This window comes from Zavarzinia aquatilis (assembly GCF_003173035.1).
Lineage (GTDB): Bacteria > Pseudomonadota > Alphaproteobacteria > Zavarziniales > Zavarziniaceae > Zavarzinia > Zavarzinia aquatilis.
The window spans coordinates 370,578-397,042 of record NZ_QGLE01000003.1; the positions used below are offsets into that span (position 1 = coordinate 370,578).

Sequence of the window (26,465 nt, forward strand, 5' to 3'; positions counted from 1 at the left end):
GTCTTTGGGAAGCGTCATGCTGTTCAACCTCCTGGCCCCGCTGGCCGACCAGTTCGCGGTTTTCAACCTCTTCCGGTACCTGACCTTCAGGACCGGCGGGGCGACCCTGACCGCCCTTCTGGTCGCCTTCGTGCTTGGCCCGCGTCTGATTTCCTGGCTGAAGACCAAGCAGGGCAAGGGCCAGCCCATCCGCACGGACGGGCCGAAAACCCATCTGAGCAAGCAGGGTACGCCGACCATGGGCGGCTTCCTGATCCTGATCGGCCTCGTCGTCTCGGTCCTGCTCTGGGCCGACCTGTCGTCGGGCTATGTCTGGGCGGTGACCGTGGTCACCCTCGGTTTCGGCCTGATCGGTTTCGCCGACGACTATCTGAAGGTTTCCAAGGTCAATCCCAAGGGCGTGCCGGGCAAGCTGAAGCTTCTGCTCGAGGTCGTGGTCGCGACCGGCGCCGTCGGCTGGATCGTCGCCATCACGACGCCGGAACATTCGACCGCGCTGGCGATCCCCTTCTTCAAGGATCTGCTGATCCAGCTTGGCTGGTTCTTCGTTCCGGTGGCGGTCTTCGTCATCGTTGGCGCCGGCAATGCCGTCAACCTGACCGATGGTCTCGACGGACTCGCCATCGTGCCCGTGATGATCGCGGCCGGGGCCTTCGGCATCATCGTCTATCTGGTCGGCAACTTCCGCTTCGCCGATTACCTGCAAATCCACCATGTCGCCGGGGCGGGTGAACTCGCCGTGTTCTGCGGCGCCCTCGTCGGCGCCGGTCTCGGCTTCCTGTGGTTCAACGCGCCGCCGGCCATGGTCTTCATGGGCGATACCGGCAGCCTCGCCCTTGGCGGTGCGCTCGGCGCCATCGCCGTCGCGGTGAAGCACGAACTGGTGCTCGCCATCGTCGGCGGCCTCTTCGTGCTCGAGACCGTGTCGGTCGTCGTTCAGGTCATTTCCTTCAAGCTGACCGGCAAGCGCGTGTTTCGCATGGCGCCGCTACACCATCACTTCGAACAGAAGGGCTGGTCGGAGCCGACCGTGGTGATCCGCTTCTGGATCATCGCCGTCGTGCTCGCCCTGGTCGGCCTCGCCACGCTGAAGCTGAGGTGAGGCCATGATCGTCGCCGACAGTTTCCGCAACCGCAAAGTCGCCGTCTTCGGCCTCGCCCGGACCGGGATTTCGGCCGCGAAGTCGCTGCTGGCCGGCGGGGCGACGGTGCTGGCCTGGGACGACAAGCCGGCGTCGCGCGATCACGCGGCGGCCGAAGGCGTGCCGCTGGCGGACCTGCGGGCGGCGGACTGGCCGGACATTGCCGCCCTGGTGCTGGCGCCGGGCGTGCCCCTGACCCATCCCATGCCCCACGACGTCGTCAGGCTGGCGCGGGCGGCGGGCGTTCCTGTCATCGGCGACATGGAACTGTTCGCCCGCTCGTCCCAGCGTCTGCCCGGTACCCGGGTGATCATGATCACCGGCACCAACGGCAAGTCGACGACGACGGCGCTGACCGCGCATCTGCTGGCGGTGGCCGGCGTTCCCGTCGCCGTGGGCGGCAATCTGGGCACGGCGGTTCTCGATCTCGATCCGCTGCCGGCGGGCGGGGTCTATGTCTTTGAAATCTCGTCCTATCAGATCGACTTGATCGACACGCTGGTGCCCGATGTCGGCGTTCTGCTGAACATCACGCCCGACCATCTCGACCGCCACGGCGGCATGGACGGTTATGTCGCGGTGAAGGCCCGACTGTTCCGCGATCAGGGCGCTGGCCAAACCGCGGTCGTCGGCATCGACGACGCGCATGTCGCCGGCATCGCCCGCGACCTCGAGGGCAGGGGCCGCAAGGTGACCGAACTCGCCATCGGCCGGGTGCTGGCCTCGGGCGTCTCGGCCGAAGGCGGCACGCTTTATGAGGACGGCGAGGCCCTGTTCGATCTGACCACGCTGCCGCGCCTGCCCGGCGCGCACAATTGGCAGAATGTCGCCGCGGCTTTCGCCGCGCTGCGCGCTGTCGGCCTCGGCCGCGAGGCGATCCTGGCCGGGCTCGCCAGTTTCCCCGGTCTTGCCCACCGGATGGAACTGGTCGGCCAGCGCGGCCCCGTGCGTTTCGTCAACGACAGCAAGGCGACCAATGCCGATGCCGCGGCCAAGGCGCTCGCCGCCTATGACCGCATCTACTGGATCGCCGGCGGCAAACCCAAGGCGGGCGGCATCACCACCCTCGGCGCCTATTGGCCGCGCATCGCCAAGGCCTATCTGATCGGCGAGGCAGCGCAGGATTTTGCCGCGACCCTGGCCGGCCATGTTCCGGCGACCGTCACGGTCACCCTTGAAGCCGCGGTCGAGGCCGCGGCGCGCGACGCACAGGCGAGCGGCGATGCCGCGCCCGTCGTCCTGCTGTCGCCGGCCTGCGCCTCCTTCGATCAGTTCAGCGATTACGAGGCGCGGGGCGATCGCTTCCGCGCCCTCGTTCAGGCTCTGGGGGCGGCGGCGGCATGACGACCTTCACCTTCGCCCGCACGGATAACTCGGTCGTCGGCCGCTGGTGGTGGACCGTCGACCGCTGGGCGGTGATCGCGCTCACGCTCCTCATCATCATGGGGCTGGTGCTGACCCTCGCCGCCAGTCCCGCGGTGGCCGAGCGGATCGGCGTCGATCCCTTCCACTTCGTGCGCCGGCAGGTCGCCTTCCTGGTGCCGTCCATCGCCGCCATGTTCGTGATCTCGCTGATGAATGTCGATCAGGTGCGGCGCCTTGCCTGTTTCGCCTTCGTGCTGACCCTCGCCGCGCTCGCCGCGACCCTGGTGATCGGCGCGGAAATCAAGGGTTCGCGCCGCTGGATCGGGGTTGGCTCGCTGTCGGTGCAGCCGTCGGAATTCGTGAAGCCGGCCTTCATCGTCGTTTCGGGCTGGCTGCTGGCCGAGCGTCAGCGCCATCCGGGTTTTCCGGGCGGCATCCTGTCGGTGCTCGCCTATCTTGCCGTCGTCGCCATCCTGCTGATGCAGCCCGACTTCGGCCAGACCCTGCTGGTTTCGATGATGTGGGGGACGCAGCTCTTCGTCGCCGGTCTGCCCATGGTGATCGTCTTCGCCCTGGCCGGCCTTGCCACGGTGGGCATTGTCGGCGGCTATCTGCTGCTGCCCCACGTCGCCTCGCGCATCGACCGCTTCCTGAACCCGGAAGCGGGCGATACCTATCAGGTCGACCGTTCGATGGATGCCTTCATGTCCGGCGGCCTGTGGGGCCGGGGCCCGGGCGAGGGCACGGTGAAGCGCATCCTGCCCGACGCCCATACCGACTTCATCTTCGCCGTCGCGGGCGAGGAATTCGGCATGATCGCCTGCCTTGCCCTCGTGCTGCTGTTCGCCTTCATCGTGCTGCGACTGCTCGCGCGACTGCTGCAGGAAACCGATTCCTTCGTCGTCTATGCCGGCACCGGCCTTGTCTGCCAGTTCGGCCTGCAGGCCTTCATCAACATGGGCGTGAACCTGCACCTGCTGCCGGCCAAGGGGATGACGCTGCCGTTCATTTCCTATGGCGGTTCGTCCATGCTCGCCCTCGCCTTCGGCATGGGCATGTTGCTGGCGCTGTCGCGGACGCGGCCGGGCCTGGGAGGTTACCGGTGAGCGCGGCGACCGAGCGGGGCCTCATCGTCCTTGCCGCCGGTGGCACCGGCGGCCATGTCATGCCGGCGCAGGCGCTGGCGGCAGAATTGCGCCGCCGCGGCCGCCGCGTCGCCGTGATGACCGACGTGCGGGGCGAGAAATTCCGCGCCGGCTTCGGCGACGTGCCCTTCGCGGTCCTTCCCGCCGGCACATTCGCCGGGCGCAGCCCGCTGGCGAAGCTCCGCGCCGTCGTCGATATCCTGCGCGGCACGCTTGCCGCGCGCCGTCTGCTGAAACGCTGGGGTGCCGTCGCCGTGGTCGGTTTCGGCGGCTATCCCACCCTGCCGCCCATGCTGGCCGCGGTCAGTCGCCGGGTGCCGACCTGCCTGCACGAACAGAATGCCGTGCTGGGCCGGGTGAACCGCCTGATGGCGCCGCGCCTGTCCGCTCTCGCCATTTCCTTCGCGAAGACGCTGGGCCTTTCGGCGCGCGACGCGGCGCGGGCGGTCTTCACCGGCAATCCGGTGCGGCCCGAGATCGTCGCCATCGCCGCCAAGCCCTATGCCGAACCGGCGGCCGATGGCTTGTTCCGCCTGCTTGTCCTCGGCGGCAGCCTCGGCGCCCGGGTGATGAGCGAGGTGGTGCCCGCCGCCCTCGCGTTGCTGCCGCCCGCGCTGAAGTCCCGCCTGCAGGTCACCCAGCAGGCGCGGGACGAGGAAGCGGTGGAGGTCGCCGCCCGCTACCGGGCCGAGGGCATCGCCGCCGAACTCGCGCCCTTCTTCACCGATGTGCCGTCGCGTCTCGACTGGGCGCATCTGGTGATCGCGCGGGCCGGGGCCTCGACCGTGGCCGAGCTTGCCGCCGCCGGCCGCCCGTCCATCCTCGTGCCGCTGCCTTCGGCCGCCGACGATCACCAGACCGTGAACGCCGCCGCCCTCGTCGACGCGGGCGCCGCCTTCGCCGTGACGCAGGCCGACTTCACCCCGGCCGAACTCGCGAAACGCCTGCAGCGCCTGGTCACCGTGCCGTCGCGCCTCGCCGATGCCGCGCAGGCCGCGCGCGGCCAGGCCCGCATCGACGCCGCCGAGCGGCTGGCCGATCTGGTCGAAGGTCTGTGCCGCGACCCCCTCAAGTCTCTTTCCGAAAGGGTAGCCGCATGAGAGCGCTGCCGCTCGACATCGGGCTCATCCATTTCGTCGGTATCGGCGGCATCGGCATGTCCGGCATCGCCGAGGTCATGCATAACCTCGGCTATCGCGTCCAGGGTTCGGACATGGCCGACAGCGCCAATGTGAAGCGCCTGCGCGAGGCGGGGATTCCCGTCGCCGTCGGCCATGCCGCGGAAAATCTGGGCGAATCCCGCATCGTTGTCATTTCCTCGGCGGTGAAGCCGGGCAACCCGGAACTCGACGCGGCGCGCGCCCGCCTGCTGCCGGTGGTGCGCCGGGCCGAGATGCTGGCCGAACTGATGCGCCTGCGCTGGTGCATCGCCGTCGCCGGCACCCATGGCAAGACGACGACGACCTCGATGATCGCCGCCCTGCTCGATGCCGCCGGGCTCGACCCCACGGTGATCAACGGCGGCATCATCAATGCCTATGGCACCAACGCCCGTCTCGGCGCCGGTGACTGGATGGTCGTGGAGGCGGACGAGAGCGACGGCACCTTCACCCGTCTGCCGGCGACCATCGGCGTCGTCACCAACATCGACCCCGAGCACCTCGATTTCTACGGCACTTTCGACGGCGTGAAGGACGCCTTCCGTCACTTCGTCGACAATGTGCCCTTCTATGGCTGCGCCGTGCTCTGCATCGACCATGCGGAAGTGCAGGCCATGATCAGCCGCGTGCCCGACCGCCGCATCGTCACCTACGGCATGAGCCCGCAGGCCGACATCCGCGCGATCAACGTCCGCTTCGCGCAGGGCGGCGCAACCTTCGACGTTCAGGTCACCGACCGCCCGACGGGCGAGAAGCGGGTGATCCGGGAATTGCGCCTGCCCATGCCGGGCAAGCACAATGTGCTGAACAGCCTGACCACCATCGCGATCGCCCGCGAGATGGGCTTCGACGACGAGGTGGCGCGCAAGGCCCTCGCCACCTTCGGCGGGGTGAAGCGGCGCTTCACCAAGACCGGCGAGACCAATGGCGTTACCGTGATCGACGATTACGGCCACCATCCGGTCGAGATCCAGGCCGTGCTCAGCGCCGCGCGCACGGCCTATGCCGGCCGGGTGATCGCGGTCGTGCAGCCGCATCGCTACAGCCGGCTGCACAGCCTGTTCCTCGAATTCTGCACCTGCTTCAACGATGCCGACACGGTGATCGTCGCCGACGTCTATGCCGCGGGCGAGCAGCCCTTGCCCGGCGTCGACCGCGATCATCTGGTCGAGGGGCTGCGCGCCCATGGCCACCGCCATGTCGTTCCGCTGCCGGGGCCCGATCACCTCGCAGGGGTCGTCGCGGAAATCGCCCGGCCGGGCGATCTCGTCGTCTGCCTCGGTGCCGGCAACATCACGCAGTGGGCGGCGGCCCTGCCGGGCCAGCTCGCCGCGCTGGCCGCGACCGCGACCGCGACCGCGGAGCGGGGCCAATGATGACCGCGCCCGTCACCCCCACCCTGGCCGAGCGCCTGCCGCCCCTGAAGGGCCGGGTCTCCCCGGGCGCGCCCCTGTCGGGCGTGACCTGGTTTCAGGTCGGCGGCCCGGCCGAGGTGATGGTGCGCCCGCGTGATCTCGAGGATCTCGTGACCCTGCTGCGCGGGCGGCCCGAAGGCGTGCCGCTGCTCACCCTCGGCGTCGGCTCCAACCTGCTCGTCCGCGACGGCGGACTCGACGGGATCGTGCTGCGGCTGGGCCGGGGCTTCGCCAGCATCGCGGTCGAGGCGGGGGCAAGGCTTCGCGTCGGCGGTGCCGCGCTCGATCTCAATGTCTCGCTCGTCGCGCGCGACGCCGGCATCGCCGGGCTTGAATTCCTGCGCGGCATTCCGGGCACCATCGGCGGCGCCTTCCGCACCAATGCCGGGGCTTATGGCGCCGAACTCGCCGATGTCCTCGTTGAGGCGACGGTGGTCGACGGCGCGGGCGAAATCCGTGTTCTGAAACCCGATGCTTTCCATTTCAGCTATCGTCACAGCGATTTCCCGGCCGACTGGATCGTGACCGAGGCCGTGCTGCAGGGCCGCGCCGGCGATATCGCCGCGATCGCCGCCCGCATGGACGAGATCGCCGCCGCGCGCGAGGCGGCGCAGCCGGTGCGCAGCCGGACCGGCGGCTCCACCTTCAAGAACCCGCAGGGTCACAAGGCGTGGGAGCTGATCGACGCCGCCGGCTGCCGGGGCCTGCGCCGGGGCGGCGCCCTGGTCTCGCCCCTGCATTGCAACTTTCTGATCAACGAGGGCGAGGCGAGCGCCGCCGACATCGAGGGCCTGGGCGAAGAGGTTCGCCGCCGGGTATTCGAGACCTCGGGCGTAACGTTGGAGTGGGAAATCATGCGTCTTGGCCGTCACGGCGCGCAGCCGGCGGAGGTGACGCGATGAGCGCCGCGCTGCATGTCGCCGTCCTCAAGGGCGGCCTGTCGACCGAGCGGGAGGTGAGCCTGAATTCGGGTGCTGCCTGCGCGCAGGCGCTGCGCAACGCCGGCTTCCGCGTGACCGAGATCGACGTGGGCGCCGATCTCGCGCTGCGCCTTTCCGAGGTGAAGCCCGACGTCGTCTTCAACGCGCTGCACGGCCGTTTCGGCGAGGATGGCTGCGTGCAGGGCGTGCTCGAATTGATGCGCATTCCCTATACCCATTCGGGCGTGCGGGCTTCCGCCGTCGCCATGGACAAGCCGGCGACCAAGGTGGTGCTGGCCGCCTGCGGCCTGCCGCTGGCCGAGGGTGTCGCCACGACGGCGGGCGAGGCCGCGGCCGGCCACCTGATGGCGCCGCCCTATGTGGTGAAGCCGACCAATGAGGGTTCTTCGGTCGGGGTGCATATCGTGCGCCCGGGCGACAACCGTTACCCCCAAGGTCTCACCGAAGGCTGGACGGCGGACAAGCCGGTGCTGGTCGAACGTTTCATCCCCGGGCGGGAGTTGACGGTCGGCGTGATGCACGACCGGGCGCTGGCGGTCACGGAAATCCTGCCGGCCACGGACTTCTACGATTACGAGGCGAAATATGCCGCCGGCGGCTCGCGTCATGTCGTGCCGGCGCAGCTGCCCGAAGGCGTGACCGAAAAGGCGATGGCGCTCGCCGTCGCCGCTCATCGGGCGCTGGGCTGCCGTGGCGTCAGCCGCATCGATTTCCGGTTCGACGACGCCAGCGGCGAACTCATCGTGCTCGAAGTCAACACCCAGCCGGGCATGACCGGCACCTCGCTGGTGCCGGAACAGGCGGCCCATTGCGGCATGAGCTTCGAGGCGCTGGTGACCTGGATGGTGGAGGATGCGTCATGCGATCGCTAGGCGGCATGGTCGGCGGGCTCTTCGGCCAGGGCAAGGCCCCGAAGCGCCGCAAGCGCCGGGTGATGGAAGCGAAGCCGCGTCCCCTGGGCGAGGCGGTCGCCCGCGGTATGCCCGGGCTTGCCCAGCTCGGCTGGCGCGGCCGGACGGTGCTCGGCCTCGCCGGGGCCTCGGTGCTCGTCGTCGGCGTGCTGGCGCTGGCCGGGCGGCTCGATGACGTGAAGGCCGATATCGGCGCGCGGCTGTCTCGTCTCGCCCGGGGCGAGGGCTTCATCGTCGACAGCGTGACCGTCTCGGGCCGCAGCGTGGTCAAGGCCGGCGACGTGCTCGCCGCCCTCGACATCGAGCGGGGCGACGACATCCTCTCGCTCGATCTCGGCGCGGCGCGCGAGCGGTTGCAGAGCCTGTCCTGGGTCCAGTCCGCCTCGATCGAGCGGCGCCTGCCGGATTCCATCCATGTAACGCTGGTGGAGCGCCGGCCGATGGCGCTGTGGCAGACCGACGGCAAGATGCATCTCGTCGACCAGAACGGCATCGCCATCGAGGGCGAGGGGGCGCAGCTCGCGCTCTATGCCAAGCTGCCGCTGATCGTCGGCGATGACGCGCCGCGCTATGCCGCCGAACTCATCGACCTCCTCGCGCGGGAGCCGACGATCGGCAAGCGCGTCGAGGCCGCGATCCGCGTCTCCAAGCGGCGCTGGAACCTGAAGCTGGACAATGGCGTCGAAGTCCGCCTGCCCGAGGAAGGCATGGCCGAGGCCTTCGAGCGGCTGGCCCGGCTGGAGCGGACCGACCGCCTGCTGTCGCGCGACATCACCGTCGTCGACCTGCGCCAGTCCGATCGCCTGATCGTCCGCCTGTCGGACGGCGCGGTGCAGCAGATGGCTGTGCCGCCCGCCAAGAACACCTGAGAGAAGGACGCCCAGAGAGCCATGGCCGCCGCCCGCAACGCCCTGATCGCAGCCCTTGACGTCGGAACGACCAAGGTTGCCTGCTTCATCGGTCGCATCGACGCGACCGGGCAGGTGCGCGTGATCGGTGTCGGCCATCACGCCAGCCGGGGGATGCGCTCGGGCACGGTCACCGACATGGAGGCGACGGAACACGCGATCCGCGCCGCGGTCGAAACCGCCGAGCGGACCGCGGGCGAGACCATCCGCGACGTCTTCGTCTCCTTCTCGGGTGGCTTGCCGCAGTCGCATACCATCGGGGTCGAGGTATCCATCGCCGGACACGAGGTCGGCGACAACGACATCCGCAAGGTGCTGGAACAGGGCAACCGCGTCCGCGCCGAAACCCCGGACCGCGAGCTGATCCACGCCATTCCCGTCGGCTATACCATCGACGGCTCGCGCGGGATCAAGGATCCGCGCGGCATGTTCGGCGAGCGTCTCGGTGTCAATATCCACGTCGTCACCGCCCAGTCGGGGCCGATCCGCAATCTCTCGGTCTGCATCAGCCGGGCGCATCTCGGCGTTTCGGGCATCGTGCTCGCGCCCTATGCCTCCGCTCTCGCCTGCCTGGTCGAGGACGAGATGGACCTCGGCATCACCCTCATCGACATGGGCGGCGGCGCGACCTCGATCGCCGTGTTCTATGACGGCAGTCTCGTCCATACCGCGGTGCTGCCCATCGGCGGTGGCCATGTCACCAACGACATCGCGCGAGGCCTGCTGACGCCGACCGCCCACGCGGAACGCATGAAGACCCTGTTCGGCAGCGCCGTGCCCGGCGCCAACGACGACCGCGAGGTGATCGACGTGCCCCAGATGGGCGAGAGCGATCATGGCGCCGCCAATCATGTGCCGCGCTCCGTCCTCAACGGCATCATCCGCCCCCGGATCGAGGAAACTTTCGAGCTGGTGCGGAACCATCTGCGGGACAGCGGATTCGACAAGGTGGGTGGGCGCAAGGTGGTGCTGACCGGCGGCGCGTCGCAGTTGCAGGGCGTGCGCGAACTCGCGGCCGGCGTCCTCGACAAGCAGGTGCGCATGGGCCGGCCGATCCGCCTTTCGGGCCTCGCCGAATCGACTGGCGGGCCGTCCTTCGCGACCGCGGCCGGGCTTCTCGCCTATGCCGCGCGGGCGCCGATCGAGGCGGTGCTGGGGCCGGACGATACGGGCGGAACCGGGCGGGTGCGCCGCATCGGGCGCTGGCTGAAGCAGAATTTCTAAGTTTGTAACCAATCGGGCAACACCGGCCACAAGGCCACTTGGTAAGGAGAGCAACATGACGATTTCGCTGGGTGTGCCGGAACCGGCTGAGCTCAAGCCGCGGATCACCGTGTTCGGTGTTGGGGGCGCGGGCGGCAACGCGGTCAACAACATGATCGAGGCAAAGCTGGAGGGCGTCGAATTCGTCGTCGCCAACACCGATGCCCAGGCGCTCGCCAACAACAAGGCGGCGCGCAAGATCCAGCTCGGCGGCGAGGTCACGCAGGGCCTCGGCGCCGGCTCCAAGCCGGAAGTGGGCCGCATGGCCGCCGAGGAGACTCACGACCAGATCGTCGAGGCCCTGGCCGGCTCGAACATGGTCTTCATCACCTGCGGCATGGGCGGCGGCACGGGCACCGGCGCGGCCCCGGTCGTTGCCCGCGCGGCGCGCGAGCAGGGCATCCTGACCGTCGGCGTGGTCACCAAGCCGTTCCAGTTCGAGGGCAGCCACCGGATGCGGACGGCTGAATCGGGCATCAAGGAACTGCATCAGTATGTCGACACGCTGATCATCATCCCGAACCAGAACCTGTTCCGTCTCGCCAACGAGAAGACGACCTTCGCCCAGGCCTTCGCCATGGCGGACAACGTGCTGCACTCGGGCGTGCGCGGCGTCACCGACCTGATGATCATGCCGGGCCTGATCAATCTCGACTTCGCCGACGTGCGCACGGTGATGTCCGAGATGGGCAAGGCCATGATGGGCACGGGTGAAGCCTCGGGCGACAAGCGGGCGATCGAGGCCGCCGAGGCCGCGATCTCCAACCCGCTGCTCGACGATGTCTCGATGAAGGGCGCCCGCGGCGTCCTCATCAACATCACCGGCGGCATGGACATGACCCTGTTCGAGGTCGACGAGGCGGCGAACCGTATCCGTTCCGAAGTCGATCCCGAAGCCAACATCATCGTCGGCTCGACCTTCGACATGGAAATGGAAGGCCGCATCCGCGTCTCGGTCGTCGCGACCGGCATCGAGGCCGAGGCGAATGCCCAGCCGCGTCCGGCCCAGCCGGTGGTGACCACCACCGCGACCGCCCGCCCGACCGCCAGCGCCGCCGCTCCCGCCATGCCGGCCTCGCCCGTGCTGCGTCCGGCCGCCGTCGCCGCCGCGACCATGGCCGCTACCGGCCAGGCCCCGGCCCTGCAGCCGGCCCCGGCCGCCGCGGTCGCGCAGGCCCCGGTGTTCGAGGCCCCGGTGTCCCAGCCGCAGCCGATGCCGGCGGTCGCCGAAGCGCCGGCCCCGGTCTATCCGCCGCAGCCGGCCTACCAGCAGCCGGTCTATCAGCAGGCGCCGCAGGGCGGTCCGCGCGTCGATCTGGGCGGTGCCCAGCCGATCCGCGAACAGGTCGAAGCCGCGCCGGCCAAGCGTGGCGGTTTCCGTTCGCTGCTCGACAAGATGACCGGCAACGCGTCGCGCGCCCAGGCGCCGCAGCCGCAGCCGCAGTACCAGCAGCCCCAGCCGATGGCGCAGGCCCCGCAGGCGCCCTATGGCTACGCCCGTCGTCCGACCTATGCCGGTCAGCCGCAGGCGCAGGGGACGGCGGCCCTGTCGGTCGGTCAGGCCCAGCCGCAGGCCCCGGCGCCCCAGCCCATGCTGCAGCAGGTCACCCAGCCGCAGCAGCCCCAGGCGCCCGCGCCGGTGCAGCAGAACCCCTCGCTGCTCGGCCGGATGGAAGGCGCCGAGCGTCAGGCCCAGCCGCGCAGCGCCGACGACCAGCTGGAAATCCCGGCTTTCCTGCGCCGTCAGGCCAACTGACGCATCTGTCACGGAAGGTTGCAAAGCCAAGCGAAATCAAAGGCTTGCATCTGTAACCTTCCGTAACAAAGAGTGATTTGAGTCTGCCGGTGCCAGGACTTACATCTGGCACCGGCAGTTTTTTTGCAGGTGCTCAGAGTCCGTTGATTCAGTGGCCTGCTTTTGGACGAGGTTTCCGGTGATCGCTCTCGAGGCACAGAAGACGGTGGCGGCCAGGGTTTCGCTGGACGGCGTCGGCCTGCACACCGGCGCACCTGTCCGCGTCACCCTGGTGCCGGCGCCCAGCGACCATGGCATCTTCTTCCGCCGCACCGATGTCTCGGACCGGGACAACATGGTTCCGGCGCTTTACGACCATGTCCGCGATACCACGCTGTGCACGGTTCTCGTCAACGGCGCCGGGGTTTCCGTGCGCACGGTCGAGCATCTGATGGCGGCCCTGTCGGGTCTGCACATCGACAATGTGGTGATCGAGATCGACGGGCCGGAGCTGCCGATCCTGGACGGCTCGGCCCAGCCCTTCGTCGAGATGATCGAGCGCGTCGGCACGCGTAACCAGCGCCCGCCGCGCCGTGCGATCAAGATCCTGAAGCGGGTCGAGGTCGTGGTGGACGGCAAGATCGCCGCCCTCGTCCCGGGCGAAGGGTTCGGAATCGACTTCGAGATCGACTTCCCGTCGAAGGCGATCGAGCGCCGCAGTGGCTCCTACGATCTCGGCAACGGCGGTTTCGCCGAGCTTCTGTCGGGCGCGCGCACTTTCGGCTTCCGGGCCGAGGTCGAATATCTCCGCTCCAAGGGCCTTGCCCTTGGCGGCAGTCTCGACAATGCGGTGGTGGTCGACGGCGACGCGATCATGAACCCGGAAGGCCTGCGCTTCGACGACGAATTCGTCCGTCACAAGGCGCTCGACGCCCTTGGCGATCTCTATCTCGCGGGCGCGCCGATCATCGGCCGCTTCGAGGGTTACAAGTCCGGCCATGCGCTGAACAACAAGCTGCTCTATGCCCTGTTCGCCGACCGGACCGCCTGGACCTATGTCGCCGCGGTCGAGGAAGTCGAGGGCCAGAGCGGCGCGGCCTGGGCCGGGGCCAGCGTGGCCGCCCCGCTCTGAGTGGAATTCCCGATGAAAAGGGACGGCGGTCGCCTCGGCGGCCGCCGTTTTCGTTCGTGGGGCGGGGATTCCGGGGGGAATCCGGGGGGATTCTCTGTGGTTGGCGTGCCGCTGTCGCTGGTGTAGCGTGACGCCGTTTCCATGGCGGTCGCCCGTGCTGCGGCTGTCTGATTCTTGCTGTTTGGATAGCCGGAGGCCGTGACGCTCGTGTCGCCCATTGGTACCTTTGCGCGCCTACGTTCCGCGGCTCTCGCCGTCGTCGTCGCCACCCTCGCCGCCTGTTCCAACAACAGCGAGCCGGAAGCCTACGTCGAAAAGCCGGTCGAGCCGCTCTACAACGAAGCGGCCGATGCCCTCGCCGCCGAGCGCTACAACAAGGCCGCCGATCTCTTCCTCGAGGTCGAGCGCCAGCACCCCTATTCGATCTGGGCGACCAAGGCGCAGCTCATGGCCGCCTTCGCCTATTATCAGGCCGAGAAATACGCCGAGGCGATCGACACGGCGCAGCGCTTCATCCAGCTGCACCCGGGTAACAAGGACGCGGCTTACGCCTATTACCTCGTCGCCGTCTGTTACTACGGCCAGATCGTCGACGTCGGCCGCGACCAGAAGAACACGGAACTGGCGCTGGCGGCGCTGTCGGAAGTGGTGCGCCGCTTCCCCGACACGGATTACGCCCGCGATGCCCGCCTGAAGCTGGACCTGACGCGCGACCATCTCGCCGGCAAGGAAATGGAAGTCGGGCGCTATTACCAGAGCCGCAAGCAGTATCTGGCGGCGGTCAACCGCTACCGCACCGTGATCGAGAAGTACCAGACCACGACCCATGTGCCCGAGGCCCTGCATCGCCTGGTCGAGAGCTATCTCGCCATCGGCCTGACGCGGGAAGCCCAGGCCGCTGGCGCCGTGCTCGGCTACAATTACCCGGGCAGCAGCTGGTATCAGGATTCCTATGCCCTGCTGACCAATGCCGATCTGCGCCCGCTGGCGGATTCCGGGTCGTGGATCACCCGGGCGTTCGATCGTACCCTCGATTCCGTGTTCTGATCTTGGGGGGCGGGCCGCGAGGCCCGCTTCTGCGCCGCCATGCTGCTTCGACTCGCCATTCGTGACGTGGTGCTGATCGAGCGCCTGGACCTCGATTTCGCGCCCGGTCTGACCGTGCTGACGGGCGAGACCGGCGCCGGCAAATCCATCCTGCTCGATTCGCTCGGCCTTGCCCTTGGCGCGCGGGCCGATTCCGGTCTGGTGCGTCCCGGTGCCGATCAGGCGGTGATCAGCGCCGAATTCGCCCTGCCGCCCGGCCATGCGGTCGAAACCCTGCTGCGCGATCAGGGCTGGCAGACCGCCGATACCCTCGTCTTGCGCCGGATCGTGACCAAGGACGGACGCAGCCGCGCCTTCGTCGATGACCAGTCGGCCAGCGTCGGCCTGCTGGCCCAGATCGGCGCCCTGTTGATGGAGGCGCATGGCCAGCACGACGACCGGGGCCTGCTCAATCCCGCCGGCCACCGCGATCTGCTCGACGCCTTCGCCGGTCACGCCGCCCTGCTGGCCGCCGTGCGCGAAGCCCATGGCGCCCATGCCCGTGCCGCCGCCGATCTCGCCGCCGCCGAAGCGAAGCTTCAGGACGCCCGGCGCGACGAGGAATATCTCCGCCATGTCGTCGCCGAACTCCGCCAGCTCGGTCCCGAGCCGGGCGAGGAGGAGAAGCTGGCCGCTGAACGCCATCTGATGCAGGAAGGCGCACGCGCCGCCGGCGACCTCGACGAGGTGGCCGGGATGCTGGCCGAGAGCGGCGGCATCGAGACCAGGCTGCGCGCGGCCCAGCGCCGGCTGGAGCGGGCGGCGGGCCGTCTCGGCCCCCAGCTGGAAGGGGTGCTGAACGCCCTCGACCGCGCGGCGCTGGAGGCGGAGGAGGCGGTCTCGGCCCTGTCCGCGGCAAGGTCCGCCATCGCCTATGACGAGCGCCGGCTCGAGATCGTCGAGGAGAGGCTGTTCGCCCTGCGCGCCGCCGCGCGCAAGCATCATGTCCAGCCCGATGCCCTCGCCGGCCTCGCCGCCGAGATGGAGGGACGGATCGCCGCCCTCGATGCCGGCGAGGGGCGGGTCGGCGTCCTCGCCGCCCAGCGCGACGAGAGCCGCCGGCATCTGGTCGCTGCCTGCGCCGCCCTCAGCCGCGCCCGCGTCGAGGCCGCCGCGCGCATGGACGAGGGCGTGAACGCCGAACTCGACGCGCTGAAACTGGGCAAGGCCAAGTTCCGCACGCGGGTGGAGCCGCTGGGCGATGGCCAATGGACCGCCGACGGCGCCGACCGCGTGACCTTCGAGGTGGCGACCAATCCCGGCGCGCCCTTCGGCGCCCTGATCAAGATCGCCTCGGGCGGCGAACTGGCGCGTTTCATCCTGGCGCTGAAAGTCGTGCTGGCCGGGGCCGGCACGGCGCCGACCATGGTCTTCGATGAAGTCGACCGCGGCATCGGCGGCGCCGTCGCCGACGCGGTGGGCGACCGTCTGGCCCGCCTCGCCGGCAATGCCCAGGTGCTCGTCGTCACCCACAGCCCGCAGGTCGCGGCGCGCGGGCGCCAGCATTTCCGCATCGCCAAGGAAACCGATGGGGTGACCACGCGGACCGAGGTGGTCACCCTCGACAAGCCGGCGCGGCGCGAGGAAATCGCGCGGATGCTCTCGGGCGCGGAAATCACCGCCGCCGCCCGCGCCGCCGCCGACGCCCTGCTGAAGGCCGCCCGCTGATGACCCCGGACGACATTCGCGCCGAACACGCCCGCATCGCCGCCGAAGTGCGGGAGCACGACCGGCGTTACTACGAGGATGACGCCCCCACTGTCTCCGACGCCGAATATGATGGCCTGGTGGCCCGGCTGCTGGAGATCGAGGCGGACTACCCCGACCTGAAGGCGGGCAGCCCGACCGAGACTGTCGCGGGGCAAGCAGCGGCGAAATTCGACAAGGTCGCCCATGCGCGGCCCATGCTCAGCCTCGAGAAAGTCTTCACCGAGGAAGACGTCCGCGCCTTCGTCACCGGTGTCCGCCGCTTCCTCGCCCTCGGCGAGGAGGAGGTCGCGCTCTATGCCGAGCCGAAGATCGACGGCCTGTCCCTGTCGTTGCGCTACGAGAAGGGGCAACTCGTCCTCGGCGCGACGCGGGGCGATGGCCGGGTCGGGGAGAATGTAACGTCAAACGTCCGGACCATCGCCGGCATTCCCCAGGCCCTGCGCGGCGCGCCCGACATCCTCGAGGTGCGGGGCGAGGTTTACATGGGACGCGCCGATTTCCTGCGCCTCAATGCGCGGCAGGAAGCGGCGGGCGAAAAGGTCTTCGCCAATCCGCGCAACGCGGCGGCGGGTTCGCTGCGCCAGCTCGACCCGGCGATCACGGCGGCGCGGCCCCTGCGTTTCTTCCTGCACGGCTGGGGCGAGGTTTCAGCCCCCCTGCCGCCGACACAAGAACAGGCGATGCAATGGCTGGGCGGGTTCGGCCTGCCGCTGAACCCGCGCGCGCGCCTCGCCCCCGATATCGGCGCGGTGATGGCCACGTTCCGCGAACTGGAAGCCGAGCGGGCGAGCATCGACTACGACATCGACGGCGTCGTCTACAAGGTCGACCGGCTGGACTGGCAGGACCGCCTCGGCATGGTCTCGCGCGCGCCGCGCTGGGCCGTCGCCCACAAGTTCCCGGCCGAACAGGCGCGGACCACGGTCGAGGGCATCGACATCCAGGTCGGCCGGACCGGCTCGCTCACCCCGGTGGCGCGACTGGTGCCGGTCACCGTCGGCGGCGTCGTCGTCGCCAACGCGACCCTGCACAACGAGGACGAGATCGCCCGCAAGGATATCCGCGTCGGCGATACGGTCGTCGTCCAGCGCGCGGGCGATGTCATCCCCCAGGTGGTGCGCGTCATCGCCGAATTGCGACCCGAGGGCGCCGCGCCCTTCACCTTCCCCGACCATTGCCCGGTCTGCGGTTCGACCGCAACGCGGGAGGAGGGGGAGGTGGTGCGCCGCTGTACCGGCGGCCTGACCTGCGAGGCGCAAGCCGTCGAACGCCTGCGCCATTTCGTCAGCCGTCAGGCCTTCGATATCGAGGGTCTGGGCGAGAAGCAGGTGAAGGCGCTGTGGGACTGGGGCCTGATTTCCCATGGCCCCGCCGACATCTTCACGCTGGAGGAACGGGACGCCGGCTCGCTCACGCCGCTGCGCGCGCGCGATGGCTGGGGCAGCCAGTCCGCCCGCAAGCTGTTCGAGGCGATCCGCGAGAAGCGCAGGGTGCCGCTGGCCCGGCTGCTGTTCGCCCTCGGCATCCGCCATGTCGGCGAGCGCAACGCCAGCCTGATCGCGCGCCATTTCGGCGGCATCGAAGCCTTCACCGCCGCCTGCCTCGGCGATGAGGAGGCACGGGCGGCCGCGCTTGCCGAACTTCTGACCGTCGATGGCCTCGGCCCCATCGTGGTCGAGGCTTTCGGCCAGTTCCTGGCCGAGCCGCATAACCAGAAGACCCTGCGCGATCTGCTGCCCCTGCTCGACGTCCAGCCGCCGGAGGCGCGGGCGACCGACAGCCCGGTGGCCGGCAAGACCGTGGTCTTCACCGGCACATTGGAGCGCATGACCCGCGACGAGGCCAAGGCGCGGGCGGAAACCCTGGGCGCCAAGGTCTCGGGGTCGGTTTCCAAGAAGACCGACATCGTCGTCGCCGGCCCCGGCGCGGGCTCGAAACTCGCCAAGGCGGCCGAATTCGGTGTTCAGGTCATGACCGAAGACGAATGGCTGGCGCTGATCGGCGGTTGAAGGCCGGCGGGGAGACCGCCCCAATTACGCCACGTTCCGGGCGTTTCTCGGGGCTGACGCCGGCCCTCACCGGCAAAGCCCCCTCTGGCACCGGCCATGCGCGACGATCGGTCCCGCCGGCTCCCCCCCCCCCCCCCCCCCCCCCCCCCCCCCCCNTGGGTCGCGCTCAGCCATCTCGCGCAGGAAATCTCCTATGACGACGTGATGGCCGCCCTGCGCGCCACACCCTCATGGCAGGTCGCCGTGGCGCTCGGCTGCACCGCCGTCAGCTTCCTCGCCCTCACGCTCTACGACCGCTCGGCGCTTTCTTACGTCGGGGCGCGCATTCCTTACGGCGTCGTCTCGGTGGCGTCCTTTTGCGCCTATGCCGTCGGCAATACGATGGGCTTCGGTCCGCTGACCGCTGGCGCCATCCGCTATCGCTTCTACACGCCCTATGGTCTCGAGCCCGAGGATGTGGCGCGCGTGATCGCCTTCGTTACCGCCGCCTTCGGCATCGGCCTGCTGTCGACCACTGGCCTCGGGCTTCTGATCGCGGGCGCGGCGCCGGGGCTCGACATGCCGGAGGCGCTGCTGCGGCCGGCGGGGGCGCTGCTGCTCGTCGTGCCGGCGGTGCTGCTGATCGCCGCCTTTCGCGGCGGTGCGCTCCGCTTCCGCCAGCACCGGCTGGAGACGCCGGCGCCGCGCCTGATCGTCCAGCAGCTGGCGGCGACGGTGATCGACATCACGGCCGCGGGCAGCGCGCTGTGGATCCTGCTGCCCCCCATCGACGTCGGCTGGACCGGTTTCATCGCCGTCTATGCCGTCGCCATCGGCCTTGGCGTGCTGTCCCATGTTCCCGCCGGTCTTGGCGTGTTCGAGACGGTGATCGTCGCCCTCGTCGGCGCGCAGGCGGATACGGGGCAGGTGCTGGGCGCCCTTCTGCTCTATCGCATCGTCTATCATGTCGTGCCGCTGCTGCTCGCGGCCGTCGTCGTCAGTCTGCTGGAAACCCGGCGGGCGGCCGCGCGCCTCGCCACCAGCGGGTTGTTCCGCGAAGGCGTGCGGGTGGTGCCGCCGGTCATCGCCGCGCTCGCCCTGCTGCTCGGCGGGATGCTGGTGTTCTCGGGCGTGACTCCGGCCGAGGATGCGCGGCTGGACCAGCTGGCCGTCCTGCTCTCGCTGCCCATCGTCGAGGGCGCGCATTTCATCTCCTCGATCCTCGGCCTTCTGCTGCTGGTGACGGCGCGCGGTCTCGCCTACCGGCTGGATGGGGCATGGTGGGCGGCGGTGGCGATCACGCCGATCGCCATGGTGCTGTCGCTGATGAAGGGCATCGCGCTGACCGAGAGCACCCTGCTCGGCATCCTGCTCGTCCTCCTCCTGCTGGCCCGGGACTCGTTCAAGCGGCCGGCGCCGCTCCTGCATCAGGTGCTGGGCGGGCGCTGGCTGATGACCATCGCGGTGCTGCTGGTCAGCGCCGTCGCCGTGCTGTTCTTCGCCTACAAGGACGTCGACTACGCCCATGAACTGTGGTGGCAGTTCGAATTCTCGGCCGAGGCGCCGCGCGGCCTGCGCGCCCTGCTGGGCCTCACCATCCTCGCCCTCGGCCTTGCCGCCTGGTCGCTGCTACGTCCGCTGGCCCCGCCCGCGACCGAGGCGAGCGACGACGAGATCGAGAAGGCGCGGGCGATCTTCGCCGCCCAGCCCGACACGCAAGGCCAGCTTGCCCTGATGGGTGACAAGAACCTGATGTTCTCGGCCGATGGCAAGGCGTTCATCATGTATGGCCGGCAGGGGCGCTCGTGGATCGCCCTGGGCGATCCGGTGGGCGAGCGTTCGTCCTGGCCCGAACTGGTCTGGCGCTTCGTCGAGACCGCGCGCGGCGCGGGCGGCCGGGCGGTGTTCTATCAGGTCGAGCCGCCCCACCTGTCGCTCTATGCCGATGCCGGGCTGACCGCCTTCAAGCTGGGCGAGGAGGCGATGGTCGAACTCGCCGGCTTCGAGCTGAAGGGTTCGAAACGCGCCAACCTGCGCCATGCCTACAACAAGGGCCAGCGCGACGGCCTCGTCTTCGAGATGATCCCGCTCGAAGCCGTGCCATCCCATATGGCCGAGCTGCGCGCGGTGTCCGACGAATGGCTGGCGCTGCACAATGTGCGGGAGAAGCGTTTCTCCCTCGGCGCCTTCGATCCCGCCTATGTCGCCTGCCAGCCGGTCGCCGTGCTGCGGCGGGAAGGCAAGGTGGTCGCCTTCGCCACCCTGATGCTGACGACACTGAAGGACGAGGTCAGCGTCGACCTGATGCGCTTCGCTTCCGACGCGCCGACCGGCAGCATGGATTTCCTCTTCATCAGCCTGTTGCTGCATTTCAAGGAACAGGGCTATGGCCGTTTCAATCTCGGCATGGCGCCGCTGGCCGGCCTGCCCGAGAGCAGCGCCGCGACCCTGTGGTACCGGGTCGGAAGAGCGGTGTTCGAGCATGGCGAGAGGTTCTACAATTTCGCCGGCCTGCACAGTTTCAAAGGCAAGTTTTCCCCGGTCTGGGAGCCGCGCTATCTCGCGGTCTCGGGCGGCATGAACCCCATGATCGCACTCGCGGACATCACGGTGCTGATCAGTGGCGGCTGGCGCGGCGTGGTGGCGAAATGAGACTGAAAACCCTTCTGTTGAGCCTTGCCCTCATGATGGGCGCGCAGGGGGCCCGGGCCGAGGACATGACGGTCGACGGCGGCCTGCTCGGTCAGGTCCGGGTGCTGCCGGCGGCTGCCGATGTGCGCGCCGTCGCCCTGCTGATCTCGGACCGGCAGGGCTGGGACGCGACCGCCCAGGCCGCCGCCGACCGGCTGACCGCACAGGGCATCGCCGTGATCGCGGTCGATCTGCCCACCGTGCTGGCCCGCACGGCCAAGGAACAGGACGCCTGCGTCTCGCCGCAATGGGCGGCGCAGGACCTCAGCCACGAGGTGCAGCGCCGGCTCTCGCTCTCGACCTATCATCTGCCGTGGATCGCCGGCATCGGTCAGGGCGGCGGCTTCGCCCTTGCCCTGGCGCAGCAGGCCCGGGCGGCGACCTTCGCCGGGGTGATCGCCGTCGACAGCGCGCCGCTGGCCGCCGGGGACAAGCCGCTGTGCCCGGCGGGCGCCGTCGCCGATGTGCCGGGCATCGCCCTGTCGTCCCAGCGCCGCACTTTCAACGATGCGGTGCAGGCCCGCGCGGGTATGACGACGGTCGCGCCGGCCAAGGTCTCGCTGCCGCCCGCCGTCGCCCTGGCCAGCCGGCTGACCGGCCTCGTCGACGCCGGCAAGGGGGTGGAGGATCTGCCGCTGGTGGAACTGCCGGCCAAACCCGCCCATGGCGTCATGGCCATCGTCTATTCGGGCGACGGCGGCTGGCGCGATCTCGACAAGGATGTCGCGGAATATCTGCAGGCCGAAGGGGTGCCGACCGTCGGCCTCGACATGCTGCGCTATTTCTGGACGAGGCGCAGCCCCGAGGACAGCGCCGCCGACCTCGCCATGATCATCGAAACCTACCGTCGCCGCTTTGGCGTCGATAAGGTCGTGCTCGTCGGCTATTCCTTCGGCGCCGACATCATGCCGACGCTCTACAACCTGCTGCCCGAGGCGGATCGGGCGGCAGTGGTGCAGCTCTCCCTGCTCGGCCTCTCGGAAGAGGCGAGCTGGGAAGTCTCGGTCGGCGAATTCCTCGGCGACAGCACGGATGCTGTGCCGACCCTGCCCGAGCTTGAAAAGATCAAGCCCGGCCTCATCCAGTGCATCGACGGCAACGAGGATGACGACGCCATCTGCAAGGAATTGCACGACAAGGAAGGCGTCGAGGTGGTGACCATCGACGGCGGCCATCATTTCGACGGCGACTACGACCACCTCGCCCAGATCGTGCTGGACGGTGTCGCGCGCCGGGCGGACGCCAAACCGTGAGGGTGACATTATCGGCGTGACATCCGCCGTTCACTTCTCGTCATGCCGGCGAAGGCCGGCATCTGGGGCCGGGTAGGGCACCTTCATCGTCGAAAGGCCCCGGCCTGCGCCGGGGCGACGAGGGACTGGGGGCGTTCAATCCGCAAGGGGCGTGAGGGATGTAACCCGTCACCCCCAGGCCCCGATGTGAACGGCGGCGGCCTCGTCCTCCAGCAGGGGGCCGATCACCTCGACCGGGCGCTGGCCAGCGGCGAAGACCGTGCGGCAGGGCAGGTCGAGGGTGGGATTTTCCGGGTGGTTGCCGGTGATCACCTTCAGCCGGCTTTCCGAGAGACCGTAGACCACCCGCCGGATCCCCACCCAATAGGCCGCGCCTGCGCACATGGCGCAGGGCTCGGCCGAGGTATACATGGTCGCCCCGCGCAAGATTTCCGGGGCGAGGCTGGTCGAGGCGCGGGTCATCAGCACCCGCTCGGCGTGACCCGTGGCGTCATGGTCCGGCATATAGGCGTTGTGCTGGATCATCAGCACCTCGCCGTCGGCATCCGCCAGCAGGGCGGCGAAGGGATGCATGCCCTTCGCCCGCGCCGCCGCCGCTTCCTCGAAGCAGAGGCGCAGCAGGGCCTCGTGATCGGGTGCCGCGCTCATGGTTACGAGGCCACCGCGTCCGCCTTGGCGATCCGGGCGCGCGTGCGCATCAGCACCAGTTCCTCGGCCGCGGTCGGATGGACGGCGACGGTGCGGTCGAACTGGGCCTTGGTCGCGCCCATCTTCACCGCGATGCCGAGGGCCTGGATGATCTCCGGCGTGTCGTCGCCGATCAGATGGGCGCCCACCACCCGGTCCGAGCGCGGCTCGACGATCAGCTTCATGTAGGTGCGCGTGGCCCTGCCGGTCAGCGTGTGCTTCATCGGGCGGAAACCGGCCTCGTAGATATCGACCGTGCCGAAACGGGCGGCGGCCTGCGCCTCGGTCAGGCCGACGGTGCCGATGGCGGGCTGGCTGAAGACGGCGGTCGGCACGTCGTTGTGATCGGCAAGGCCGGGCCGGCCGCCGAACACCGTGTCGGCGAAGGCATGGCCTTCCTTGATCGCGACCGGGGTCAGGGCCATGCGATCGGTGACATCGCCGACGGCATAGATGTTGGGCACATTGCTGCGGGAATAGAGATCGACCTTCACCTCGCCCTTCTGGCCGAGCACGACGCCAGCGTTCTCGAGACCGAGACCTTTCGTGTTCGGCCGTCGGCCGGTCGCGAACATGACCGCGTCCGCCTCGATGGACGTGCCGTCGGAAAGGTGGAGGACGAGGCCCCCCGCCACCTTGTCGATCGCCGTGGGCGAAGCGTTGAAATGCAGGGCGATACCCTTCCGGGCATATTCGTCGCCAAGGTGGCGGGCGATGTCGTCGTCGAAGCCGCGCAGCAGCTGGCCCCTGCGGTGCACGATGGTCGTGTGGCTGCCGAGGCCATGGAAGATGCCGGCGAATTCGACCGCGATGTAACCGGCACCGACCACGACGACCCTTTTCGGCAGCGCGGGGAGATGGAACGCCTCGTTCGAGGTGATGGCAAGGTCGGCGCCCGGAATGTCCGGAACCTCGGGCGTGGCGCCCGTGGCGATCAGGATATGGGCGGCGGTCACGCTCTGGCCCGCGACCTCGACCGTGTGGGCATCGACGAGCCTGGCCCGGCCTTCGAGGAGGGTGACCCCCGCGCCCTCCAGCCCCTTGAGGTAGAGGCCGTTCAGGCGGTCGATTTCCTTGTCCTTGGCGGCGATCAGCGTCGGCCAGTCGAAGGTGACCGGGCCGGTCACGTTCCAGCCATAGGCGGCGGCATCCGCGATATCCTCGCCATAGTGGGAGGCATAGGACAGGAGCTTCTTCGGCACGCAGCCGCGGATGACGCAGGTCCCGCCGACGCGATATTCCTCGGCGATGGCGACGCGGGCGCCGTGGCCGGCGGAAATCCGCGCCGCCCGCACGCCGCCGGAGCCGGCGCCGATGACGAAGAGGTCGTAGTCGAAGGGATGGGCATTATTGGTCATGGTGCTGTTCCCGTGCCGCCCGTCAGCGGTCGATGCCGCCGAGGCAGAGGTATTTCATCTCGACATAATCGTCGATGCCGTGGGACGAGCCTTCGCGGCCGATACCGGATTCCTTCACCCCGCCGAAGGGCGCGACTTCCGTCGAGATGAGGCCGGTGTTGACGCCGACGATGCCGTATTCCAGCGCCTCGCCCACGCGGAAGATACGCCCGACGTCCCGGGCGTAGAAATAGGAGGCAAGGCCGAATTCGGTATCATTCGCCATGCGGATCGCCTGTTCCTCGTCGGAAAAGCGGAACAGCGGGGCGAGGGGGCCGAAAGTCTCCTCGCGCGCGACGGCCATGGCGGGGGTGACGCCGGTCAGCACCGTCGGCTCGAAGAAACTGGCGCCGAGGGCGTGGCGCTTGCCGCCGGTCGCGATCCTGGCGCCCTTGGCGAGGGCATCGGCGATATGTTCCTCGACCTTGGCGACCGCCTTCATGTCGATCAGCGGGCCCTGCGTCACGCCCGGCTCCACGCCATTGCCGACCTTCAGCGCGGCGACGGCGCGGCCCAGCTTCTCGGCGAAGGCGTCATAGACGCCGTCCTGGACGAGGAGGCGGTTGGCGCAGACGCAAGTCTGCCCGGTGTTGCGGAATTTCGAGGCGATGGCGCCTTCGACCGCGGCGTCGAGATCGGCATCGTCGAAGACGATGAAGGGCGCGTTGCCGCCGAGTTCCAGGCTGACCTTCTTCACTGTGCCGGCGCATTGCGCCATCAGCAGCTTGCCGATTTCGGTCGAGCCGGTGAAGGTCAGCTTGCGCACGGTCGGGTTCGCGGTCATCTCGCCGCCGATCGCCGTGGCGGCGCCGGTGACGACATTCAGCGTGCCCGCGGGCAGCCCGGCCCGGACGCCGAGTTCGGCGAGGGCGAGGGCGGAATAGGGCGTCTGGGTCGCCGGTTTCACCACGACGGTACAGCCGGCGGCCAGCGCCGGGCCGATCTTGCGGGTGATCATGGCCGCCGGGAAATTCCACGGCGTGATCGCGGCGACGACGCCGACCGGCTCCTTCATTACGATCAGGCGCTTGTCGGCGGCATGGGACGGGATGGTCTCGCCATAGATGCGCTTCGCCTCTTCGCCGAACCATTCGAGGAAGGCGGCGGCATAGGCGATTTCGCCCTTCGATTCGGCCAGTGGCTTGCCCTGTTCGGCGGTCATCAGCAGGGCGAGGTCGTCCTGATTCGCCATCATCAGGTCGGCGAAACGGCGCAGCACGAGGGCGCGTTCCTTGGCCGTCTTGCGGCGCCAGGCGGGGAAGGCGATGTCGGCGGCGGCGATGGCGCGCGCGGTCTCGGCCTTGCCGGCCTTGGGGACAGTGCCCAGGGTTTCGAGGGTCGCCGGGTTGTTCACCGCGACGACGGCGCCGTCGTCCGCGTCCACCCATTCGCCGCCGATGAAATTCTGCGTGCGGAACAGGCTGGGGTCCTTGAGCGCGACCATGTCATCCTCCCTTGATCTCGATCTTCATCTTAAGACCGGGCGGGCCGGCGGCGGAAGCCCCGCCCCCTTTCATCCGGGGCGACAAAGGCGCATATCAGGGCCGTGCCTTTCGGGGAGTCGCCGTGTCATGGCCCGCCTTGTCCGTCTCGCGTTCGCCGTGCTTGCCATTCTTGCCGCCGTGCCCGCCGCGCGCGCCGACCTCGACGTGATCCGCGACCCCGCGGAACTGCAGGGCCGGTTCAGCGACAAGACGGTCTATGGCCGCTTTCCCTCGGGCGACAATTTCCGCGAATATCATGCGCCGGACGGGCGTACGGCCTATTTCCAGCTGCAATGCCTCCACGCCGGCACCTGGTGGGTGACCAGCCTGCCCCAGGACTTCGGCCAGATCGCGGCGGGCACGCCCGTCATCTGTTACGACTACCCGACCCTGAACGACAAGGGCGACCCGTCCTGTTTCGCTGTCGGCGGCCCCCCGGGGCGGGAGCGGTTTTACCCCATCGGCGGCAATCCCGATTACACCGGCATCCCGAGCGCGACGGTCGAGCGCCTGCTGCCCGGCAATCCGGACAATCTCGCCCTCGATCAGGAAGGCTGTCCCGGGGTCTGAAGCGGCTTTTCCATGCGGAAATTGGTCAGGATCTGACCGCGCAGCGGCACCTGCCGCGCGGCGAGGGCGGCAAAGCCCATGGCTTCGAACAGGGGCCGCGCCGTCAGGCTGACATGGGCGGACAGGCGGGGCAGGCCGGTGGCCCGCGCCGCGTCCTCCATGCCTTGCAGCAGCAGACGGCCGGCGCCCTTGCGCTGGTGGTCGGGGTGGACGAACAGAAGGTCGATGTGGCCCTGGCCGTCCAGCGCGGCGAAGCCGGCGATGGCCTCGCCCTCGATCGCGACGAGAACAGTCTGGCGGCCGAGGCGGGCGCCGAAGGCGGCGATATCCATCTCGTCCGGCGCCCAGGCGCGCACCTGCTCGTCGCTATAGTCGCGCCGCGCGACCTTGCGCACGCTGTCGCGGAACAGGGCCATGAGGGGCCCGACATCCTCGGGCGCGAAGGGGCGAAGAGCGAGGCTGTTTTTCAAATGCAATTTGAA

General features: G+C 69.1%; 21 protein-coding genes. 17 read left to right on the forward strand and 4 right to left on the reverse strand.

Features of this window, described 5'->3' with window-relative positions; genetic code table 11:
- Nucleotides 1-16 precede the first annotated feature (16 nt).
- The 16 genes from mraY to DKG74_RS08025 all read left to right on the forward strand — a co-directional run bounded on the left by mraY (nt 17) and on the right by DKG74_RS08025 (nt 21,845).
- Nucleotides 17-1,102, forward strand: a complete 1,086-nt coding sequence (mraY, locus tag DKG74_RS07950) for a phospho-N-acetylmuramoyl-pentapeptide-transferase (RefSeq protein ID WP_109904438.1) — start codon at nt 17-19, stop codon at nt 1,100-1,102.
- 4 nt (nt 1,103-1,106) lie between these two features.
- Nucleotides 1,107-2,486: a UDP-N-acetylmuramoyl-L-alanine--D-glutamate ligase gene (gene murD / locus DKG74_RS07955; protein WP_109904440.1), complete on the forward strand. Its 1,380-nt coding sequence runs from the start codon at nt 1,107-1,109 to the stop codon at nt 2,484-2,486.
- Nucleotides 2,483-3,613 (forward strand): putative lipid II flippase FtsW, encoded by a 1,131-nt coding sequence (gene ftsW, locus DKG74_RS07960; protein ID WP_109904442.1) that lies wholly within the window; start codon nt 2,483-2,485, stop codon nt 3,611-3,613. Before murD ends, ftsW begins: the two co-directional genes overlap by 4 nt.
- On the forward strand, nt 3,610-4,752 hold the full coding sequence (gene murG, locus DKG74_RS07965; RefSeq protein WP_243404052.1) for an undecaprenyldiphospho-muramoylpentapeptide beta-N-acetylglucosaminyltransferase: 1,143 nt from the start codon (nt 3,610-3,612) through the stop codon (nt 4,750-4,752). The genes ftsW and murG overlap by 4 nt, the downstream gene beginning before the upstream one ends.
- Nucleotides 4,749-6,188, forward strand: a complete 1,440-nt coding sequence (murC, locus tag DKG74_RS07970) for a UDP-N-acetylmuramate--L-alanine ligase (RefSeq protein WP_109904444.1) — start codon at nt 4,749-4,751, stop codon at nt 6,186-6,188. The genes murG and murC overlap by 4 nt, the downstream gene beginning before the upstream one ends.
- Nucleotides 6,188-7,129 carry a UDP-N-acetylmuramate dehydrogenase gene (murB, locus tag DKG74_RS07975; RefSeq protein ID WP_109904446.1) on the forward strand — a complete coding sequence of 314 codons (942 nt, stop codon included), beginning with the start codon at nt 6,188-6,190 and terminating at the stop codon, nt 7,127-7,129. Before murC ends, murB begins: the two co-directional genes overlap by 1 nt.
- Nucleotides 7,126-8,040 (forward strand): D-alanine--D-alanine ligase, encoded by a 915-nt coding sequence (locus DKG74_RS07980; protein WP_109904448.1) that lies wholly within the window; start codon nt 7,126-7,128, stop codon nt 8,038-8,040. The genes murB and DKG74_RS07980 overlap by 4 nt, the downstream gene beginning before the upstream one ends.
- Nucleotides 8,028-8,948 (forward strand): cell division protein FtsQ/DivIB, encoded by a 921-nt coding sequence (locus DKG74_RS07985; RefSeq protein ID WP_133251539.1) that lies wholly within the window; start codon nt 8,028-8,030, stop codon nt 8,946-8,948. Before DKG74_RS07980 ends, DKG74_RS07985 begins: the two co-directional genes overlap by 13 nt.
- 21 nt (nt 8,949-8,969) lie before the next feature.
- On the forward strand, nt 8,970-10,211 hold the full coding sequence (gene ftsA, locus DKG74_RS07990) for a cell division protein FtsA (protein ID WP_109904452.1): 1,242 nt from the start codon (nt 8,970-8,972) through the stop codon (nt 10,209-10,211).
- A 55-nt stretch (nt 10,212-10,266) separates the two neighbouring features.
- Nucleotides 10,267-12,006 (forward strand): cell division protein FtsZ, encoded by a 1,740-nt coding sequence (gene ftsZ / locus DKG74_RS07995; protein ID WP_109904454.1) that lies wholly within the window; start codon nt 10,267-10,269, stop codon nt 12,004-12,006.
- 178 nt (nt 12,007-12,184) lie between these two features.
- Entirely contained in the window at nt 12,185-13,117 is a 933-nt protein-coding gene (gene lpxC / locus DKG74_RS08000; protein WP_243404053.1) for a UDP-3-O-acyl-N-acetylglucosamine deacetylase, read from the forward strand.
- A 216-nt stretch (nt 13,118-13,333) separates the two neighbouring features.
- Nucleotides 13,334-14,164 (forward strand): outer membrane protein assembly factor BamD, encoded by an 831-nt coding sequence (locus DKG74_RS08005; RefSeq protein ID WP_109904644.1) that lies wholly within the window; start codon nt 13,334-13,336, stop codon nt 14,162-14,164.
- 39 nt (nt 14,165-14,203) lie between these two features.
- Nucleotides 14,204-15,871 carry a DNA repair protein RecN gene (gene recN / locus DKG74_RS08010; protein ID WP_109904456.1) on the forward strand — a complete coding sequence of 556 codons (1,668 nt, stop codon included), beginning with the start codon at nt 14,204-14,206 and terminating at the stop codon, nt 15,869-15,871.
- Nucleotides 15,871-17,922, forward strand: a complete 2,052-nt coding sequence (ligA, locus tag DKG74_RS08015; protein ID WP_109904458.1) for an NAD-dependent DNA ligase LigA — start codon at nt 15,871-15,873, stop codon at nt 17,920-17,922. Before recN ends, ligA begins: the two co-directional genes overlap by 1 nt.
- A gap of 96 nt (nt 17,923-18,018) precedes the next feature.
- A complete protein-coding gene (mprF, locus tag DKG74_RS08020) occupies nt 18,019-20,553 on the forward strand; it encodes a bifunctional lysylphosphatidylglycerol flippase/synthetase MprF (protein WP_109904460.1) in 2,535 nt (844 codons plus the stop codon).
- The gene (locus tag DKG74_RS08025; protein ID WP_133251540.1) at nt 20,550-21,845 is read left to right on the forward strand and encodes a virulence factor family protein; all 1,296 of its coding nucleotides are present in this window, start codon (nt 20,550-20,552) and stop codon (nt 21,843-21,845) included. Before mprF ends, DKG74_RS08025 begins: the two co-directional genes overlap by 4 nt.
- 168 nt (nt 21,846-22,013) lie before the next feature.
- Here DKG74_RS08025 and DKG74_RS08030 read toward each other — a convergent pair whose 3' ends face one another.
- The 3 genes from DKG74_RS08030 to gabD are packed head-to-tail and all read right to left on the reverse strand — an operon-like array spanning nt 22,014 to nt 25,373.
- Nucleotides 22,014-22,493, reverse strand: coding sequence for a nucleoside deaminase (locus DKG74_RS08030; protein ID WP_109904464.1), 480 nt, complete (start codon nt 22,491-22,493; stop codon nt 22,014-22,016).
- Nucleotides 22,494-22,495: 2 nt separating this feature from the next.
- Complete coding sequence (gor, locus tag DKG74_RS08035; protein ID WP_109904466.1) at nt 22,496-23,890, reverse strand: glutathione-disulfide reductase; 1,395 nt, start codon at nt 23,888-23,890, stop codon at nt 22,496-22,498.
- 22 nt (nt 23,891-23,912) lie between these two features.
- Nucleotides 23,913-25,373 carry an NADP-dependent succinate-semialdehyde dehydrogenase gene (gene gabD, locus DKG74_RS08040; RefSeq protein ID WP_109904468.1) on the reverse strand — a complete coding sequence of 487 codons (1,461 nt, stop codon included), beginning with the start codon at nt 25,371-25,373 and terminating at the stop codon, nt 23,913-23,915.
- 127 nt (nt 25,374-25,500) lie between these two features.
- Here gabD and DKG74_RS08045 point away from each other — a divergent pair, with 127 nt between their 5' ends.
- Nucleotides 25,501-25,983, forward strand: coding sequence for a hypothetical protein (locus tag DKG74_RS08045; protein WP_109904470.1), 483 nt, complete (start codon nt 25,501-25,503; stop codon nt 25,981-25,983).
- Here the strand turns inward: DKG74_RS08045 and DKG74_RS08050 are convergent.
- Nucleotides 25,959-26,459 (reverse strand): GNAT family N-acetyltransferase, encoded by a 501-nt coding sequence (locus DKG74_RS08050; protein WP_207779287.1) that lies wholly within the window; start codon nt 26,457-26,459, stop codon nt 25,959-25,961. The two genes, DKG74_RS08045 and DKG74_RS08050, sit on opposite strands and share 25 nt — an antisense overlap.
- Between the last annotated feature and the right edge of the window lie 6 nt (nt 26,460-26,465).